This is a genomic window from Streptomyces sp. NPDC013157, assembly GCF_042899865.1.
Lineage (GTDB): Bacteria > Actinomycetota > Actinomycetes > Streptomycetales > Streptomycetaceae > Streptomyces.
Window position 1 is genome coordinate 1 of the sequence record NZ_JBIBAK010000003.1, and the last position, 17,532, is coordinate 17,532.

Consider the following 17,532-nt stretch of genomic DNA (forward strand, 5'->3'; position numbering starts at 1 on the left):
CCTGACCGAAGCCGGTCACACGGATCTCTCCGGGTACGGCGGGGGCCGGGAACCGGAACTCGACATCTTCGTGGATCCGCCGCAGGCGGGATGACCGTTCGCGTGTGAGGGCGGACCGGGGAACCGGACCACGCGCCCCGCAGGACGCCGACGGACGTCTGCTCCGATGTGTCCACCGCGGTACATGGACGAACTCGGCGTAGACGTGACTTGTTGTGCGCCGGAGCTGGGCGCTGGCGCAGATCGTCCCGGCAGGCCACGAGCGCTGACGGAAGCCGCCCGATGAGCACGGCGAATCAGCCATACCCGACGAGGGCGAGGGTTGAGACGCTCTCTTCGTGCTGTGTGGGAGCAGCCATGCGGCAGGTGGACAGCGGCGGCGTCCGGCGACAGGGGCTCAGGGCTCGTGTGTACTCGTGGAGAGAGGTGCTGTCGTCGGCGACGGACCGAATGCGTGACACTCCCCCAGTACCACGCTGTGCGTATCCACGCCGTGGGCGTTGAGCCGGCTCCATCCGTGAGCCAAGCCGATCGCCTCCGGGGGCGGCTGGCGTTCGCGGTGTTGCCGACAGGTCCGGGTGGCGAGCTGGGCGCTCTCGTCCTCCATGTCCTGGTCGCGGCATACAGCGCGGACCACGGCCGCGCGGGCGCTGGAAGCGCCCGCGCGGCCGCGGTCTTCGTTGCGTGCCGGGAATCGTGCGCGGGGCGGGCAGGAGGGATCCGCCCCGTCGTCGTTCAGCGGCCGGTGACCTCGATGTAGGTGTCGCCGGTGACCGGGCGGTGGCCGTAAGTGCCGGTGATGCCGGCGCTGCCCTCGAGGCGGCCCTGCACCAGTTCCTGGTTATTGGCGTAGACCTTGACGTTCAGGTTGGCGTGCTCGCCCGGGATGGTGACCTTCCAGCGGGTGGGGTACTTCTTGCCGGAGTCCGGACTGGTCCAGAGGGTGGACTCGTCAGGCGTGACGGTTGCCTCGGCGTAGGTCTCGGTGCCGTCGGGCTTCTGGACGGTCACCCAGGTGTTCTCCTTCTCGCCCTTCGTCTTCCACAGGCTGATCTTGTCGCCGTTGGACAGGTTGATGTTCATCCAGGTCCACGAGGCATTGACCGTGGTGAAGTTGGGAAGGGGGCCCCACTGGCGGTCAAACCAGGCCTCTCCGCGGACCTTCACGGTGCGCCCCTTGAGCGTCAGCGTGCCGGAGGTGTACGTGCTCGGGAAGGCGTACTCGTAGTTCGGGTACTGCGTGTCGCCGAACATGGGGAAGTAGCCCGTGCCCCCGTTGTAGAGGACGTTGCCCTGGGGGCGGAGGATGACGTCGATGGTCCCCTCGGGGACCTTGGCGTGCAGCTTCTGCTCCTTGGTGTCGCCGGTCCAGGTGATGTTGTCGGTGTGAATGTTCAGGCCCGGCTTGTCGCCCGACAGGCCCGACCAAGCAGGCAGAGCGACGTTCGACTTGGTGTACCAGCCGGTGTCCTCGTCGGTGATCGACACAGCTGAGATGGCGCGTCCCTGCTTGGCGTCGCCGACGTTCAGATAGTGGGCCAGGAGTCCGTAGCGGTGGCCGCCGGCGACCACGTGCGCGGTCACGTACCAGGACTCGTTCTGCCTGTCAGGGGTGGGGGCGAGGTCGGCGGCGGGGTCGACGGCGACCGGAAGATTGGTCTGCTTCAGCCCCTGCCCGGGGGTGGTGCTGTGCGTCGCGGCCGGGCCGGCGGCGGTTGTCGCGGTGGCCGTTCCTCCCGAAGCGAGGGCGAGTGAGGCGACGAGCGCGGCGGCGACGGCGGTCGCCCCGACGGTGGTCTTGCGCATGATGACTCCTTGTGAGGATGTTCTATATGGGATGTAGGCAGCACATAAATGAACGAAACTGTTTCGTACTATCGCTGGATGCGATGAGAACCCGAACCGTTCGATTGGAAGGGAGTTGGTCCTGCTGCTGAGACTGGGTCCCTTGGCACAATCCGGCTGCTGCGCGGAAAGGCCGTGGCTCGCCCGGCTCCCGACGGCCAATGCCGTGCGGTGCCTGGGGGTTATGTGGTGGCGTCGGCCGGTGGAGTGAACGCGGGGAGGTCGGCCTGCGGGGTCAGCTCCACCGGGTGGGCCCGCTCGACGCGGTCACGCCGGGTGTACATGTCCCAGTAGTGCTCGGCGAGTTCGTCCGGGTGCACGACGGGGAACTCCATACCGGTGTCCGGCAGCTCCATACCGCCCTGGGCGGCTGCCTCGGCCGCCTCGCTACCGATGATCATGGCGGCGATGGTGAGGGTACCGGCGTAGACGCCGGTACCGGCGAGTTCGCCGTTGAGCGAGTACAGGTAGTTGCGGGCGGCAGCGGTTACCGGGGCCGAGCCGCTGATGTAGGGCATCGGCTGCACGGCCGTGTAGCCGGTGGTCATCAGGAGGGCACCGTCGCCGCGTTCGGTCATCTCCGGCAGTACGGCGCGGAACGCCTCCACCGGGGTCAGGAGGAGGACCCGGCAGATCTTTTCCAGAGTGGCCGAGTCAAGTTGGGTGGCCGGGGTGACGGCCTGGTCGGCGCCGATCGGCCCGTACTCGACGACGTCGATCCGGCCGAAATGGCCACGGATGGCGTTCACCAGGGCGGGGACCCGCGCGGGATCGGACAGGTCGGCGGGGAAGGCGGCGGCCTCGACGCCCTCGTCGGTGAGTTGTGCGACGAGGGCGTCAAGCCGTTCCTTGCGGCGGGCCACCAGGGCGACGCGGAAGCCTTCCCGGCCGAAGCGGCGGGCGACGGACAGGCCCAGGCCGCGACCGGCGCCGAAGACGGCGACTACTTTGGACATGGGACTTCACTCCTCAGTGTGAGTTGTGCCTGGGGCCCTGCCGGGCTCCGTCACAAGAAACGCTAGGCGTCTGCGAACCGTGAATCTTGGTACCCAGGGGAGCAATGATGCGGACGGGGTGGTACCGCGGTACCACCTGAAGGCGCCATGCCGACCGTGCGCCACCCTTCGTCGGGCTGCGCGATCGTGATTGCCCTTCGCAGTCCGCCACCGCCGCCGTGTGCTGCGTCCGACACTGGTGGACACAAGTGTCGCGGCGCGGTCGGCCCATGTCCGAGCACCTCGCTGTGCCCACCAGGCCAAGTGCGTTGTTCGAAGTGACCGGGGACGGCCCGTCGATGCGTGGTCCGGAGCGGCGCGTCGGTTCCCGCGAGGACCACCAGGACCTGGTTCACACACCAATTCGCGGCGCGCGCCACCGGTGGGCGTCGAGGAGAAGGGCCTGCGCGTACGGCGGCGGACCACGCGGCGGTGGTCGGCGACGCCTTACGGTCGCGGGCTTGCAGTTTGGCCAAAACGGCGCCGACGTATGTCTTCACTGTTGACTCCGAAGGCGCCAGGCCTTTCGGCGATCTCGCGTTGGCTTCGACAACCGATGATGCCAGGCACCCGGCGTAGCGCAGGAGTACACATGCCTGTTGTCGAGACCTGTCCCGTAAAGGATGTGACAACGCAACGGCTGGTTGCGGTTGTTGAGGTGTCAGTTGTTGGACGAGGACGAGGGCGGCACACGCCGCCCGCCAGGACTGGGACAAGGCAGCCAGAGTCCTGAAGCCCGTTCGCATCCAGCGAGGCCCCGTCGGGCAAAGGCCGTGCGCCTCTCTGCGACTCGGTGCAGGAGGTGGCCGAGACAGTTCCCTCCGTCGGTGTCCCCGAAGCCGGAGCGGCCGGAGAAGACCAGGAAGTCGCGGGCACGGTGGCGGGAGAAGCCACAGGTCACCAGGCCCGGCCGCGCCACTCCGCGTTCGCGCAGGGGATCGCTCAGCAGCGGAGGCATTTTGAGATGTCAGAACTTGCATAACAACAGGACGATAGGACTAGTTGACATCGCAGAACGTTCATCTGATATTTTTAATGCACTCACGGCGTTTCAATGATGAGCGTTCGGAGGACCCCTTGAGCTCGTCCACTCCCGTACCCGCCGGTGCGGGCTCCTTCCGCAATGCCGGATGGACTCCGCGGCTTGTCCTTTCCCTGATCTCCCTGCTCTGTCTCGTCGAGTCGTCGGCGTTCGCCAACATTGCCACCACCACCGCGGTCCCGCGGATCATCGGACACTTCAACACCACCCAGGGCGGCTGGCTGGTGACGGTCACTTCGCTGGCCGGAGCCGCCTCCTCCCCACTGTTCGGCAAGCTGGCGGACGTGCACGGCAAGCGCCGGGTGATCCTGATTACGTTGGCCCTTGGCGGCCTGGGCGAACTCATCGCAGCTGCCGCTCCCTCGTTCGGGGTGATGATCGTCGGCCACGTTCTGATCGGCGCGCTCACCGCCCTGCTGTTCCTGTGCTACTCGCTGATCCGGGATGTCTATCCGAAGAAGCTCGTTCCCTTCGCTGCGAGCGTGTCGGTGACGGGCCTGGGGCTGCTGCTGATCGGTGCGCCGTTCCTGATCGGCGCGCTGATCGATCACTACGGGTTCCGATCGGTATACGTGTTCAACCTCGCGTGGCTCGTCGCGATGGGGGCGGTCCTCGTGCTCACCACACCGGAGACGAAGGTGCGGCGGCCCGCCCGCATGGATCTACTCGGTGTGCTGCTGCTGTCCGGCGGTGTCACTTTGATCCTTCTGCCTGTGAGCAAGGGCGCGGCGTGGGGGTGGGGCTCGGCCCGGGTCATCGGTCTGCTGATCGGTGGGGTGGTCGTGCTGGGGGCATATGTTTTTGCCGCGCTTCGGACCCGGGAACCAGTACTGGACCTGCGGGTTCTTTCCCGCCGGACCGTTCTGTTCGGGGTGCTGGGTGGGGGTATGGGCAACGGTCTCGCCCCAGTCATCTCGACCCTGCTGGCGTTGCTGGCGATGACGCCGCGGCAACTCGGCGGCACTTACGGCCTCGGCTACTCGGCCAGCAAGTACGCCTTTGTGACGGCGCCGTTCGCTTTCGCCAGTGTGGTGGCCGGCGTCGTGGTCGGCCTGGTGGTTCGGCGAGTCGGACCCCGGCTGCTGATGTATCTGGGCCTCGCTCTGTTCTCCGTCGGCGCGCTGGTGCTGATGTCCGCGCACGACACGGTCGGGAAGCTCCTCGCCGCGTGCGCGATCGCGGGTCTGGGGAGCGGGCTGGCGGTCGGCGCCATGCCGAACCTGGTGATGGCGGGCACATCGGTGTCGGAGCAAGGTTCGATGTCGTCGGCCGGCGGGCTCAGCGCGGGTCTCGTCGGCGCCATCATGTCCACCTCGGTGTTCGCCATCATGACACCCACCGCGAAATCTCCGGCGCCGGGTGTGCTGATCTACGGTGACTCCGGTATCACGACCGCCTTGCTGACCGTCGCCGCTGTCGCCTTCGCTTCCCTGCTCATCGGTGTGATCTTCCTTCGCCCCCGCGATGGAGGTGTGCCAGAGAAGCAGGTGGTGGCACCAGTCGAGGATGCCGCGCTACCCGCGTGAGGCAACTGGCTCGCTTTCCAGTCGGCCACTTGCCCGGACCGGGCTGGAGGGCCGACTCGGGCAGGCTGAGAGCGGATGAACTCGGCGGGCCGGTGGGCTGCCACCGCGATACGGACCAGCATCTGTGTGCCGGCTGCGTGCCTGGCAGTGAGTCAGCCGTGTACTGGGGTGATCTCGCTGGTGACGACGGACGGCCAGCGGGTCAGGATTCTCAGGACGCGCGCGTGCAGGTCGCCGATGCAGTCACGGGCACAGGCGGCGGCGGCATCGCCGTCGCGGTGTTCGACGCACGTGACCAGCTCCGCGTCGATCGAGAGACCGGGCATCCAGGTGGCCTCGGCGGTGATGAGTGCCAGGACCCGGGTGATGTCGTTCTGCAGCCGTTCGTGGATCCTGATCAGGTAGTCGTTGTCGGTCGCCGCGGCAAGGCAGGCGAAGCCCGAGGCAGCTGCTTCGACCCGCCACATGGGCTGCTCGTCGGCTTCGTCGCTGGCGCGTACCGCCGTGGAGAACGCGGCGACGATCTGCCGACGCTGTTCGGCAGTGGCGTCCTGCACGCCCAGCCGAACGGCCTCGGGCCCTACGATCCGCCAGAGCGTGAACAGATCGTCCACGGACTTCAAGGTGAGCGGCGTGACCTGGTAGCCCTTGCGGGCCAACGTCCGGACGAGGCCCTCGTGGCTGAGGCGGGTGAGCGCGTCGCGGATCGGGGAGACGCCGAAGCCGGTCGTCTCGGCGAGCGAGCGTTCGGTGAGGCGCTGGCCTGGGGCGAACCGGCAGGAGACGATGTCGGCCCGTAGCTGTCGGTAGGCGGCGTCGCCAAGGGACAGGGGTTCGGACGAGGGCACTGACACGTTGGCCGCTCCCGCGATCGAGGAACTCGGTGATATACCAGCAAGCCGATGATACCGCTCACCGGTCGAACACCGGGCGGGTCCTCTGCCGATGCGGCATCCGACGACGTGGTGGTGCGGAGCGGCATGGCGTTCGGCGCCACAGTGCAAGCACTACGCAGTCGCCGGTCTTTGTCCGGTCACTCAGCAAGCGCACCACCGACGCGCGGGTTACGCGGCGACATGGCGGGGCGGCCGCGGGCCCGAGCGCGTCGCGACCGTCGGGCACCGAGTCCCCTGACCCGCCTGCGGCGAGGAGGGCATCGACGCGCTCGGCCGAAATGACGATCCAGGTCAGGACACGCCACATCTCGGTGATCCGGTACACGTTCGCGTCGGGTATTCGGTGTATGGGGGCCATGCCGACGCAACACGATGCACCATGCCACAAAGGCCTTGTGAAGTGTCAGCTTAGTCACGGGGGTGTTGCCGTGAACCGGCGCAGTTCACGGCGCGCCAGGGACATCTTGTGGACCTCGTCCGGTCCGTCGGCGATACGCAGCATGCGGGCCTGGGCGTAGAGCTCGGCCAGGGGAAAGTCCTGGCTCACGCCACCGCCGCCATGAGCCTGGATCGCATGGTCGATGACCCAGGTCGCCATCCGCGGTGCGGCCACCTTGATACCCGCGATCTCGACGGCCGCACCGCGGTTGCCCACGGTGTCCATCAGCCATGCCGTCTTCAGCACCAGCAGGCGGGTGGTCTCGATGCGTATGCGTGCTTCCGCCACCCAGTCCTGCAGGACACTCTGCTCGGCGAGTGGCTTGCCGAAGGGGGTGCGCTTGTGGGCCCGGGTGCACATCAGGTCGAAGGCGCGTTCGGCCATGCCGATCAGGCGCATGGCGTGGTGGATCCGGCCGGGGCCGAGGCGGGCCTGAGCGATCGCGAAACCGCCGTGCAGTTCGCCGAGGAGGTTCTCCCTGGGTACCCAGACATTGTCGTAGACGATTTCGGCGTGACCGCCGTGACCGCTGTCTGAGTATCCGAACACACTGGTGGATCGCAGGACGTTCACGCCGGGGGTGTCGAGCGGGACCACGACCATGCTGTGGGTGCGGTGGCGTTCTCCGCCCGGGTTCGAGCGGCCCATCACGATCGCCACCTTGCATGCGCGGCTCATCGCGCCGCTGGACCACCACTTGCGGCCGTTGATCCGGAAGCCTCCTGCATCCTCCGTGATACGGGTGTCGATGTTGTTCGCGTCCGAGCTGGCGACCAGGGGCTCCGTCATCGAGTAGACGGAGCGGATCTCACCGGCGAGCAAGGGCTCGAGCCACCGCTCCTGAACCGCCGGCGAGGCGAAATGCGCGAGGATCTCCATGTTACCGGTGTCGGGCGCGGAGCAGTTCAACGCTTCGGGCATGATCCACGGACTTCGACCGGTGATCTCGGCGACATGCGCGTATTCGAGGTTATTCAGGCCGGCGCCCCCATCTCCGGGAAGGAAGAGGTTCCACAGGTCACTGTCGAGGGCGGCCTTCTTGAGCTCCGCCATGACCGGCGGGGTCTCCCACGGCCCGATCTCGGTCTTCTGCTGCGCATAGACCGGTTCCGCGGGGATGACGAACTCGTCCAGGAACCGGGTGGCTCGTCGCTTGAGGTCCCGGATCTTCTCGGTCTCCGTGAAATCCATCGCTGTTCCGTCGTGTCCTTCCGAGCGTGCTCGTATCGGATGAGCTCTTCGGGCGTCACCGCCGCACCGGGCTGTTGGGCGGTCTCGCCGCGGGAGGTGGCCGGGGACTCCCTCCCCCGCCACCTCCCGGATCACCGGGTGGGTGCGCAGCGGATCCTCGACCTCTGTCCGTCCGCCGCTGACGACGTGGTCGTGCCAGTGAGGTCCTCGCCGCCGGTGTGCCATCGTCACGTGGCAGGCGGCTGGGCGCCTGTCCCCCGCGCGGGGCCCACATCGGCCGGGCCGTACACCGTGAAATCCCCGCTCTGGACGGGTCCCTGGAGACGGTGCGGAGTCCCCGTCGCGCGTCGGACGACTTCGGCTCCGTAGTCGTTGCCGTTCGGTGTTCGGACGACCGTATGGGTGTGGAACTTCTCGGGCTCCGTGTTCGCCAGGAACACGCCCGCGTGGTGGTCGAACTCCACGAGGATGACCGGGCTCTGTACGCGGTAGTAGAACGCGTCCTCGTCACCGCGTCCGCCGATCCAACAGAAGTAGGTCTCGTCGAGATGGCGGCGGACGTCCGCCATCCGTGCCTTCCTGGGCCCGTCGGGCTGGTAGTCGAGGAAAAGAGCCACCAGATCGATGAGCGCCGCCCGCTGGGACGGATCGAGCGCCACGCCGGGGAGCCCTTCGTAGGGAATGACCCGGTTGTCCTGGAAGGCGCCGGCCAGGTGAAGCTCGTCGGCAGGGTGCAGGCGCCCGGCGGGCAGGTTCGGGTCCCGCTTCTGATGAAACAGCACCGCCCGCTCGGCCTGGCCGGGCGTCAGGTTCCTGGCGAAAGCGAGTCCCGCGCGTTCCTGCTCGTCGAAGAGTGACAGTCCGTCGTGCTCACCGCTGTCGACGAGGTTCGGCTCAGCACCGAAGAAGACCGGCGTGAGCACCTGCCGGCCGCCGGCCATCAGGCAGTTGACGGCCAGGTGGTGCCCCCAGAGGTTCCAGCCCCACGGCTCGGTCACGGACGGGGTGCCGAAGATGTTGATGTTGTAGCTGTGCTCGTTGAGGATCCGGGGCAGATCGACGAGTTCGCCCAGGAATCCGTTGATCCTCATGGTGTCCCGGACCTTCCGGTAACCCGCTGGGCTCAGACACGCGGCGAGAAGCCGGAACACCTGGTCGCGAACCTTCTCGTCGATCTCCTCCAGCCGGATGCCGAAGCGGTTGAGACAGAACTCGGGGTTCAGCCAGGCCCGCCACACCCGGCTGTCGAGGGGATGCCGGACGCGGGTTTGTTCATCGGTGCCGAGCAGGCCCAGAAGCGCGAGGGCGGCGTCGACCGCCGCTCCGTTGTCCGCGCCCTCGTCCCCTTCGGTCTCGAAGAGGTCGAGCACGGGTCGACCGTCCGTGGTGACGCCCTTGAATTCCGTGTTCTCGAACAGCGCCGTCCAGGCCGAGACGACCTCGTCGGCCAACGCGTTCTGCCGCACGGCGTCGACGTAGGCGTAGGGATCGCACGACCGGAACGTGCTCAGGCGCGGATGGTCGAGCGGGAAGAGGTGGTCGCGGAAGTCACTGGACATGTCGCCTCCGAAAGTGGGGTGCGAGACAGCACCGGCTCGCGGAATCAGGGGCACCCGGCTCGCCCTCTTGGCGGCCCCGGAATTCAGATGCCTAACCCTGCCACAGGTCCTGTCGGCGGTCCACTGGTCCACCCTGCAGACCGAGGAGCAAAGGGCGCACCGACAGCGACAAAGAAGGTCGCCCGGCCCAGCGCATGATCACCGGCAGCTACCGTGTGGGCGCGGGTGGGGCCTCGGCAGAGCAGCGCGTGCTCCCGTGCGGCTTCGGCGGAGCGTCCATCGAGAGCCCGATGAACCGTACCTGGGCGATGCGCAGCCGCCGCCACAGCGGCGCGGCCCGCCGGACCACCCCGCACCGGGGCTTTCCGTGATCGCGGCCAACACCGCGTCGTCGACGAGGTTCAGCGGCGGCCGGTCGAGCACGACACCGCGGGGCACCGTCGCTGCCGTACTCGATGCGGACCGGTGATGTCATGACAGTCCCCTCAGAACCAAGTGTCATCGGCGTCCAGCGTCGTCGTGTCCAGGCGCGCGAGGACGTCGAAGTGCGGTGAGGTACGGGGTAGTTCGTAGCGGTAGAAGTAACGGCAGGCCTGCCGCTTGCCTTGCCGGAGGGCATCGTCGGCGTCGCCGGTGGCGAGGAACTGCTCCAGCCAGATCCAGGCCACGACGACATGCCCGGCGGCCTCCAGATACAGCGACGCGTTGGCCAGGCGAACGCCGGTGGGGACGTGCGCGGTGTGGATCGTCCGGGTCACCTCGACGAGCCGGGCGAGGGCACGATCGAGAGCGGCCCCGAGATCACGTGCCTCTCCGCCAACCGCACAGGCCCGCTCGATCGTGGCCCGGACGAGCGCTTCGAGCGCGGCAAGGCCGGCCCCGTCGTCCATGACCACCTTGCGGCCCAGCAGGTCCAGGGCCTGTATTCCGTGGGTCCCCTCGTGGATGGGGTTGAGCCGGTTGTCCCGGTAGTGCTGCTCCACGTCGTACTCGCGGGTGTAGCCGTAGCCACCGTGGATCTGGATCGCCAGGTCGTTCGCGCTCAGGCACCACTGGGAAGGCCAGCTCTTCGCGATCGGCGTGAGGATCTCCAGCAGCAGGCGGGCACGCGCCCGCTCCGTGTCGTCGGCCGCGCTGCGCTCCTCGTCGAGCAGTCTGCCGCAATAGAGGACGAGTCCCAGCGCCCCTTCCACGTAGGCCTTCTGCGCCAGCAGCATCCGCCGGACGTCGGCGTGCTCGATCAGGGGCACGGGCGGTGCGGTGGGGTCCTTCGCCCCCGCCGAACGCCCCTGGGTGCGCGTGCGGGCGTAGGCGAGAGACTTCAGATAGCCGGTGTATCCCAGCGCCGTCGCCCCCGCTCCGACGCCGGTCCGCGCCTCGTTCATCATGTGGAACATGGCGACGAGCCCCTGGTGCGGTGCGCCGACCAGGTGGCCGACGGCGCCCGGCTCCCCGCCGGGCCGGTACCCGCCCTCGCCGAAGTTCAGCAGCGTGTTCGTCGTGCCGCGGTATCCCATCTTGTGGTTCAGCCCGGCGAGGGCCACGTCGTTGCGCTCGCCGAGCGTGCCGTCGGCTTTCACCAGGTACTTGGGTACGAGGAGGAGTGAGAGGCCCTTCACCCCGGGCGGCCCACCCGGAATCCTCGCCAGGACCAGGTGGACGATGTTCTCGCCCAACTCGTGGTCGCCTCCGGAGATCCACATCTTGTTGCCGAAGATCCGGAAAGTGCCGTCGTCGCGGGGTTCGGCACGGCAGGTGAGGTCGGCGAGCGAGGATCCCGCCTGCGGCTCGGACAGACACATGGTGCCGTGATAGCGGCCCTCGATCATGGGGCGGACGTAGGTGGCGACCTGCTCGTCGGTGCCGTGGGCGAGCAGCAGGTTGGCGCCTGCGACCGTCAGCATGGCGTACGCCCACGTGCTGATGTTCGCCGCCTGGAACCAGAGAAAGCAGGCGGTCTGGACCACCTGCGGGAGTTGCAGACCCCCGACACGGGCATCCATGCCGCCGCCGAGGAGTCCGGCGTCCGCGACCGTTTCCAGGGCGGTCTTGACGTCGGGCTGCACCACCGCCCGACCGTCGACGATCTGCGGTTCCTGCTGGTCGTTCAGCCTGTTGTGCGGAGCGAAGCGTTCCTCGGCGATCTCCGCACAGAGGTCCAGCACGGCGTCGAACGTCTCCCGCGTGTGATCGGCATACCGCTCGCGCCGGGCGAGTGCTTCGACGTCGAGCCAGTCGTAGAGCACGAACTCCAGATCGCGGCGGGACAGCAGGAGTGAACGGGGGCCAGAGGATGGGACTGTCATGGAGCGCTCCCGAGGACAGGGCTGATGACAACGGAACTGCACCGCATGTGGGCCGCCGTCACCGAAGACAGGGGTGGTGGCTGACCGCGGTCCGAGCCGGGGGCTGAGGCATTGGTCGCCGGGTGGTTCAGTGGGATCCCGGCGGGATGACCGTGCCCGCTCGTCGCCGGACGCTTGAGGAGCACTGGATCACGGTGTCCCTGCCCGGTCCGCAGAACAGCGGATGACCGTGCGCCGCGTGGTCGGCCCGTGAGAGCCGGCCTTTACGGCACCGCTCGGCCACCACGTGGTCGACCTGCCCCTGCCGAGGTGCTTGGTAGCGGACTCGACGTTCGCGGAGAAAGAACGGCGGGCACGGGATCGTGCGGGTTCGTACGGACGGCCTCGCTCGCTTGCGGCGGTTGCATCATCGCCATCCTTCGATCGCTCCCAGTCGAGCACCGCTAACCGGGACCAAGACGGTCCGCAATGTGGACCGGTGGACCAGTGTGAACCCGGCAGGACGCTAATCCCCATCCCATGGATGGTCAAGGGTGAACCAGCGCAGCGACCTACCTGGTGAGCCGACTCACGACGGCTCTCATCACCAAGTCGCAGATCGAGTGCGTCATGAAACGTCGCGTCCGAAGGTGAGTCGGTGTCCGCTTCACCCCACAGGGCGGTGTTGACGGCGTGACAGGTCCGGCGGTTTCACATGCGGCGAACCTGGCTGCCAGCAGGCGACGTTCGCGGGACGACAAAGGCAACCCACACGACGACGTCTTCGGCTGTCAGTCCATGCGGATGATTCCCCGGCCCAGTGCGGCGGTGACGGCGCCGGTGCGGTCGCCGACGTCGAGCTTGGCGTAGATGTGCAGCAGATGGGTCTTCACCGTGGCCTCGGACAGGCGCAGAGCGCGGGCGATCTGCTTGTTGCTCTGCCCGCGGGCAACGGCGGACAGGACTTCGAGTTCCCTGCCGGACAGGCCGGCGCCACGGTCGCCTCGCATGTGGGCGAGGACCTTGGCGGCCACCGTGGGAGACAGTGCCGCCCCACCCCGGGCGGCGGTACGGACGGCCTCACACAGTTCGTGTCGTCCCGTGTCCTTGAGCAGGTAGCCGACCGCGCCGGCATCGACGGCGGCAGTGATGTCGGCATCCGTGTCATAGGTGGTCAGAACGAGTACCCGCACCTCGGGGTGGGCGGCGCGGAGGGCGGCGGTCGCGGCGGTGCCGTCCATGCCGGGCATCTGCAGGTCCATCAGCACGACGTCGGGTGCGAGTGCGGCGGTTTGCCGCAGTGCCTCGGCGCCGGTGCCGGCTTGGCCGACGACGGTGAGGTCCGGTTGGGTGGAGAGCATGGCGGCCAACCCGTCGCGCACCACGGGGTGGTCGTCGGCGAGGAGGACCCGGATGGCGGGACTGGTCGAAGTCCTCATGACGCAGGTGCCATCCGCTCGGCGCCGGACACGGCCGAGGGTTCGGGGGAGGGAGATTCGGTCGGGAGCGGCACCGTGACGGCGACGGTCGTACCCTCGCCCGGCGCGCTTTCCACCGCGAACGTGCCGTGCAGGGCGGCGATGCGCTCCCGCATGGTGGTCAGGCCCACGCCCACATGCCGGGCAGCAGGCGCGAACCCCGTGCCGTCGTCCTGGACGTCGATCGCCAGGACATCGCCGAGGTAGGAGAGCGTGACCGCCACGCTCACCGCGCGGGCGTGCCGCCGGGCGTTCGTCAGTGCCTCCTGCACGACACGCAGCAACTCGCCCTCGGTACTGGGCGGCAGGGCGACCGGTCGGCCGGTCACGACCGAGTAGGCCTCGGTGCCGGTCTCCTCCGCCAGCCGGGCGGTGAGCTCGCGCACGGCGTCCGCCAGGTGCGTGCGGTCCAGCGGCGCCGGGCGGAGGGCGTGCACGAGGCGGCGGCTCTCGGCGAGGTTGTCCCGGGCCGTCCGCATGGCCTGCTCGACGCGACGTGCCGCAGGGGAGTCGACCGGCAGATCATCGCGTGCGGCGTCGAGCAGCATGGCGATGGACGCGAACCCCTGGGTCAGCGTGTCGTGGACCTCCCGGGCCAGGCGCTGGCGTTCGGCCAGCGTGCCCGCCTGGCGTTCCGCCGCCGCTCGTTCGGCCTGGGTGGCGGTGAGCTCGTCCAGGATCCGCTGACGCTTGTGACTCTCATGGTCGAGGGTGGCGACGTAGCAGGTGACGGTGACCCCCACCGCGGTGCCGAGCACGCAGCCCGTGAGCGCCCGCACGTCGACTGAGCCGTCCGCGGCGAGGCTCTGCAACGACCATGCGGCGCCCAGTACCAGCACCCCTCCTGCCGACCACCAGGCCCGGCGCAGCCAGTACGGGCTCAGCACCGCCACGGCGACTGGGAGGAACGCGGAGTCCACCACGGCCATGGACGCCCACCCGAGCAGAGCCCCCACAAGGTAGGGCAGCGGTGGGCGGCCGGCGCCGCCGCGCAGCGCGATCCAGTACACGTACCAAAGGGCGAGTCCCACCGCCGGGCCGATCCGCGACAGCGCCGCGCCGGTGGCCATGTCCGCCCCGGCCAGCGCACCCGGCAGGGACAGGGCGAGCACGGTGGCGAAGAAGGCGTGCTGCCCCATGGCCTTCCACCGCTCCCAGTCCCACGCCTGATGCAGTGCCATGCCCCTCAGAGTAGGCGTAGCCGCGTAGCGCGTGGATCCGCCGGCCGGTGGGGGCGGGTCCACCGATCGGTCGACGGCGGGCGCGACGATCGGTCGATGTGCGGGACGGGCGCGGGCGGCGACGATCAGCCCCGCGGCCGACGGCCTGCTGCTCTCCCGCCCCTTGTGAGGAACCACCAGTGCACCTGGCCTTCATTCCCAGCCCCGCCATCGGCGAGGTCCACCTGGGTCCACTGCCGCTGCGCGGCTACTCGCGGATGCTGATTCTCGACATCGCCGCCGCGGTATGGCTGGGCGGCGCACGGCGCAGAGAAGTCCGTCGTGACGGACGTCGCTCTCTGGGCCGTCCCTTTCGGTGTTGTCGGCGCCCGCATCTACCACAGCACATGAACGCCGGCAGTAGCCCCGAGAACTGACCACGATCCCTCGCACGACAGGAGTTGCCATGTCCCGTGTCTCTGAGACGCTCCCCTCACGTCGGGGTCCGCTCGTGGTGGCGGGAGGCGTGTTCGTCGCCATCCTGCTGTCCTCTGCGGCGAACGCTTTGATCGCCGTGCTGGCGGGCGCGCTGGGAGCACCGGATGACTTCAACCCGCTCAAGCCCTCGTCATACGTCTTTCTGACCGTCCTGGGAGTGCTGGCGGGATCCGCCGGGTGGGCCCTCGTCCGCAGACTCTCCCGCGATCCCGAACTGGTGCTCCGCCGGCTCGTCCCCTCGGTCGTCGTGTTGTCCTTCGTTCCGGACCTCTTCGAGTTCGGCGAGGGCAAGGTGACCGGTGTGGTGGCGCTGCTCGTGATGCACGTCGCGGTGGCGGCGGTCGCGGTGCCGACGTACCGCAGGGTCATGCCACTGAGTTAGGTGCGCTGACCACGCGCCAGTCCCGCCTCCACCCGAAAGCGCACTCCCCTCCCTCGTCGCCCGGTCGTCCCTCATCTCGCCTGGAGCCCGTCATGCCCGCCCTGCTGGATCCCGTCCTCGACCTGCTGACGCTGCGCGGAACCGTCACGGCCACCGAACCGATCGCCGCCCGTATGCGTCGGCTCCGCATCGAGGGTGACACACTCGCCGGGCTGACGGTGCGGCCCGGACAGCAGGTGCGGGTGCTGGTGGGCAGTGGGCTGACCCGGCGTACGTATTCGGTGTGGCGCTACGAACCCGCCGGTGCCGTCGAGTTGTGCGTGCTGGACCATCCGGGCGCGGGGCCCGGCGCCAGGTGGGGGCGGACCGCCGAGGTGGGGGACCATGTTCGGCTGAGCAGGCCGGAGGGCTCCTTCGTGCTGCGCCCCGACGCCACGCACCATTTCTTCACCGGGGACGAGACCGCGGCTGTCGCCTTCGGGGCGATGCTGGCGTCGCTTCCCGCGGGCACGCGGGTCTCGGGCTGCGTGGAGACGGAGTCGCCGACGGACCGGCTGCCGCTTGTCCACGGTGACCGCCTCGACTGGCTGGTCAGGGGCGATACACCGCTGCTGGCCTCGGTACGGCGACTCGCTCCTCCGCCCGGCGGTGTCGCGTATGTCGCCGGGGAGGCACGGACCGTGCAGGCGGTGAAGCAGGCGCTCGTGCGGGAGGCAGGCTGGGACCGGCGGTCGGTCCTCACCAAGCCGTTCTGGGCTCCCGGCAAGCGCGGGCTGGAGTGACGAGATGGGCGAGGCCGGCCACCCACCGGCTCCCCGCTGCGCGGAGGTGCTCTCAGAATGTCGGGGTCTGTCCGGACCAGGCGGCGCGCAGGAGTCGGCCGAAGCCTTCCGTAGTCACCTCACGGGGATTGGCGTAGGGATTGGCCAGCGCCACCTCGATGATCCGGTCGATGCCGCTCTCGGCCCTGTCGAGTTCCCGCAGACACCGCGGCGCACCGAGCCGTCCGGCGAGGTCCCGCAGATACGCGGCCGCGGTGCGCAAGGCCGTCGACCTGATCGAGGCCCACCCCGAGACCCCCTTCACCGTCGGGGACCTGGCCCGGGCGGCAGGTGTCAGTGCCCGACGTCTCCAGGCCGGAGCGGGATCCACGGCGCTGGTGACCTTCATGATCGTGGCCGGCCTGGCAGGGGGATCGGTCAGCATGCCCGCGTCGGCGATGACCGGGAGGGGAGGAGCCGGCGACGACCGGTCCGCCGGGGGATTCGGTGGCGGTGGTGGCCTGGGTGATCTCATGGGCGGTGGTGACCTGGGCAGTCTCATGGGCGGTGACGGTACGGGGGCGCGGCCGGCGATGACGTACCACGTGAGCGCGGCATCGGCGGGCGTTGGCTCGGTGCTGTGGGTGGCCTTCGTACTCGGTGCGGGTTGCCTGATCAGCCGCCGGGTGCGGCTTCCGGTGGGCGGTGCGCTGGACGGGCTGCGCGCCGGCTGGGGCCCGAGCCTCTCGGCCGTCGTCCGCACTACCCTCGTCCTGGCGGCCGTTCCGCTGGTGGCCCTGGCGGTCGCCGGGGCGGTGGCCGATGGCCGGGCCGGCTCGGCAGTGGGTGCCGTCCTGCTGGTTTCGGTGTGCCGGATCACATGGGACGAACGCTGCCCTCGCAACGGAGTTCGCCGTGTTCGGCTCTGCGACCGCCGTGCTGACCTGGATGGCGCTGGGCATGGACGGCTGCTGCGTTTACCTCGGCGTGCCCGGTGTCAGTGGATTCCTCACCTGCGCCGCGCTGGGCGCGGTGTGCCCGCGCCCCTCGATCTGCTGCTACGTGGTCGGCGTGGCCGCTGCCGCCGCCGACGCGGTCTTCCTGGCCGCCCTGACTCCGGTGATCACCCCATGGGGGCCGCCGGCGGCACCTCGCTGCTTCCCTCCTCCAAGGCCGTCACCGAACGCTGGCACGAGCCAGGGCTTCTTCGGCGACCTCGTCGATGAGCGCCTCGCGGCCGCCGAAGAAGTTGCAGAGCGTGCCGTGGGTCATGCCGGCGCTGCGGGCCGGTGCGACACGTTCCGCGCGCCGGATGGCCGGGGCCAGGGGCAGGTACGGAGGTTCCGGGCCGGGTGGTACTGCGGTACCACCGCGTCCGCGTCATTGCTGCCCTGGGTATCACGATGCGCGGTTCCCGGACTTCTAGCGTTTCTGGTGACGAAGCCCGGTAGGGGCCCATAGCCAGATGCGAGGTA

13 protein-coding genes and 1 pseudogene are annotated in these 17,532 nt (G+C 68.9%); 5 read left to right on the forward strand and 9 right to left on the reverse strand.

Translation table 11 applies throughout. The annotated features are described in order from the left end of the window. Nucleotides 1–735: 735 nt before the first annotated feature. A complete protein-coding gene (locus ACFY6U_RS10105; RefSeq protein ID WP_390036585.1) occupies nucleotides 736–1,806 on the reverse strand; it encodes a lipocalin-like domain-containing protein in 1,071 nt (356 codons plus the stop codon). Nucleotides 1,807–2,027: 221 nt separating this feature from the next. Further along, on the reverse strand, nucleotides 2,028–2,801 hold the full coding sequence (locus tag ACFY6U_RS10110; RefSeq protein ID WP_390036587.1) for an SDR family NAD(P)-dependent oxidoreductase: 774 nt from the start codon (nucleotides 2,799–2,801) through the stop codon (nucleotides 2,028–2,030). 1,116 nt (nucleotides 2,802–3,917) lie between these two features. Here ACFY6U_RS10110 and ACFY6U_RS10115 point away from each other — a divergent pair. Then, nucleotides 3,918–5,408 carry an MFS transporter gene (locus ACFY6U_RS10115; RefSeq protein WP_390036589.1) on the forward strand — a complete coding sequence of 497 codons (1,491 nt, stop codon included), beginning with the start codon at nucleotides 3,918–3,920 and terminating at the stop codon, nucleotides 5,406–5,408. 152 nt (nucleotides 5,409–5,560) lie between these two features. Here the strand turns inward: ACFY6U_RS10115 and ACFY6U_RS10120 are convergent, their stop codons facing one another. From ACFY6U_RS10120 to ACFY6U_RS10145, 6 genes are all read right to left on the reverse strand, one after another. Next, the gene (locus ACFY6U_RS10120) at nucleotides 5,561–6,262 is read right to left on the reverse strand and encodes a GntR family transcriptional regulator (protein WP_390036591.1); all 702 of its coding nucleotides are present in this window, start codon (nucleotides 6,260–6,262) and stop codon (nucleotides 5,561–5,563) included. 454 nt (nucleotides 6,263–6,716) lie between these two features. Beyond that, nucleotides 6,717–7,934: an acyl-CoA dehydrogenase family protein gene (locus ACFY6U_RS10125; RefSeq protein ID WP_390036593.1), complete on the reverse strand. Its 1,218-nt coding sequence runs from the start codon at nucleotides 7,932–7,934 to the stop codon at nucleotides 6,717–6,719. 227 nt (nucleotides 7,935–8,161) lie between these two features. Next, entirely contained in the window at nucleotides 8,162–9,493 is a 1,332-nt protein-coding gene (locus ACFY6U_RS10130; RefSeq protein ID WP_390036595.1) for a DUF3500 domain-containing protein, read from the reverse strand. Between the two features lie 485 nt (nucleotides 9,494–9,978). Further along, nucleotides 9,979–11,799, reverse strand: a complete 1,821-nt coding sequence (locus tag ACFY6U_RS10135; RefSeq protein WP_390036597.1) for an acyl-CoA dehydrogenase — start codon at nucleotides 11,797–11,799, stop codon at nucleotides 9,979–9,981. Nucleotides 11,800–12,569: 770 nt separating this feature from the next. Then, on the reverse strand, nucleotides 12,570–13,217 hold the full coding sequence (locus tag ACFY6U_RS10140) for a response regulator (protein ID WP_390036599.1): 648 nt from the start codon (nucleotides 13,215–13,217) through the stop codon (nucleotides 12,570–12,572). Then, a complete protein-coding gene (locus ACFY6U_RS10145; RefSeq protein ID WP_390036601.1) occupies nucleotides 13,214–14,437 on the reverse strand; it encodes a sensor histidine kinase in 1,224 nt (407 codons plus the stop codon). Before ACFY6U_RS10145 ends, ACFY6U_RS10140 begins: the two co-directional genes overlap by 4 nt. Before the next feature lie 445 nt (nucleotides 14,438–14,882). Here ACFY6U_RS10145 and ACFY6U_RS10150 point away from each other — a divergent pair, with 445 nt between their 5' ends. Both ACFY6U_RS10150 and ACFY6U_RS10155 read left to right on the forward strand, forming a co-directional pair. Beyond that, nucleotides 14,883–15,296: a DUF6069 family protein gene (locus ACFY6U_RS10150; protein WP_390036603.1), complete on the forward strand. Its 414-nt coding sequence runs from the start codon at nucleotides 14,883–14,885 to the stop codon at nucleotides 15,294–15,296. A 92-nt stretch (nucleotides 15,297–15,388) separates the two neighbouring features. Beyond that, nucleotides 15,389–16,078 (forward strand): siderophore-interacting protein, encoded by a 690-nt coding sequence (locus ACFY6U_RS10155; protein WP_390036605.1) that lies wholly within the window; start codon nucleotides 15,389–15,391, stop codon nucleotides 16,076–16,078. 52 nt (nucleotides 16,079–16,130) lie between these two features. Here ACFY6U_RS10155 and ACFY6U_RS10160 read toward each other — a convergent pair whose 3' ends face one another. Then, the gene (locus tag ACFY6U_RS10160; RefSeq protein WP_390037672.1) at nucleotides 16,131–16,340 is read right to left on the reverse strand and encodes a hypothetical protein; all 210 of its coding nucleotides are present in this window, start codon (nucleotides 16,338–16,340) and stop codon (nucleotides 16,131–16,133) included. Here ACFY6U_RS10160 and ACFY6U_RS10165 point away from each other — a divergent pair. After that, nucleotides 16,249–16,905: pseudogene (locus ACFY6U_RS10165) on the forward strand (hypothetical protein); the annotation flags it as partial. The gene ACFY6U_RS10160 and the pseudogene ACFY6U_RS10165 overlap by 92 nt on opposite strands. A 100-nt stretch (nucleotides 16,906–17,005) precedes the next feature. Further along, nucleotides 17,006–17,518 carry a hypothetical protein gene (locus tag ACFY6U_RS10170; protein WP_390037596.1) on the forward strand — a complete coding sequence of 171 codons (513 nt, stop codon included), beginning with the start codon at nucleotides 17,006–17,008 and terminating at the stop codon, nucleotides 17,516–17,518. Nucleotides 17,519–17,532: the final 14 nt, after the last annotated feature.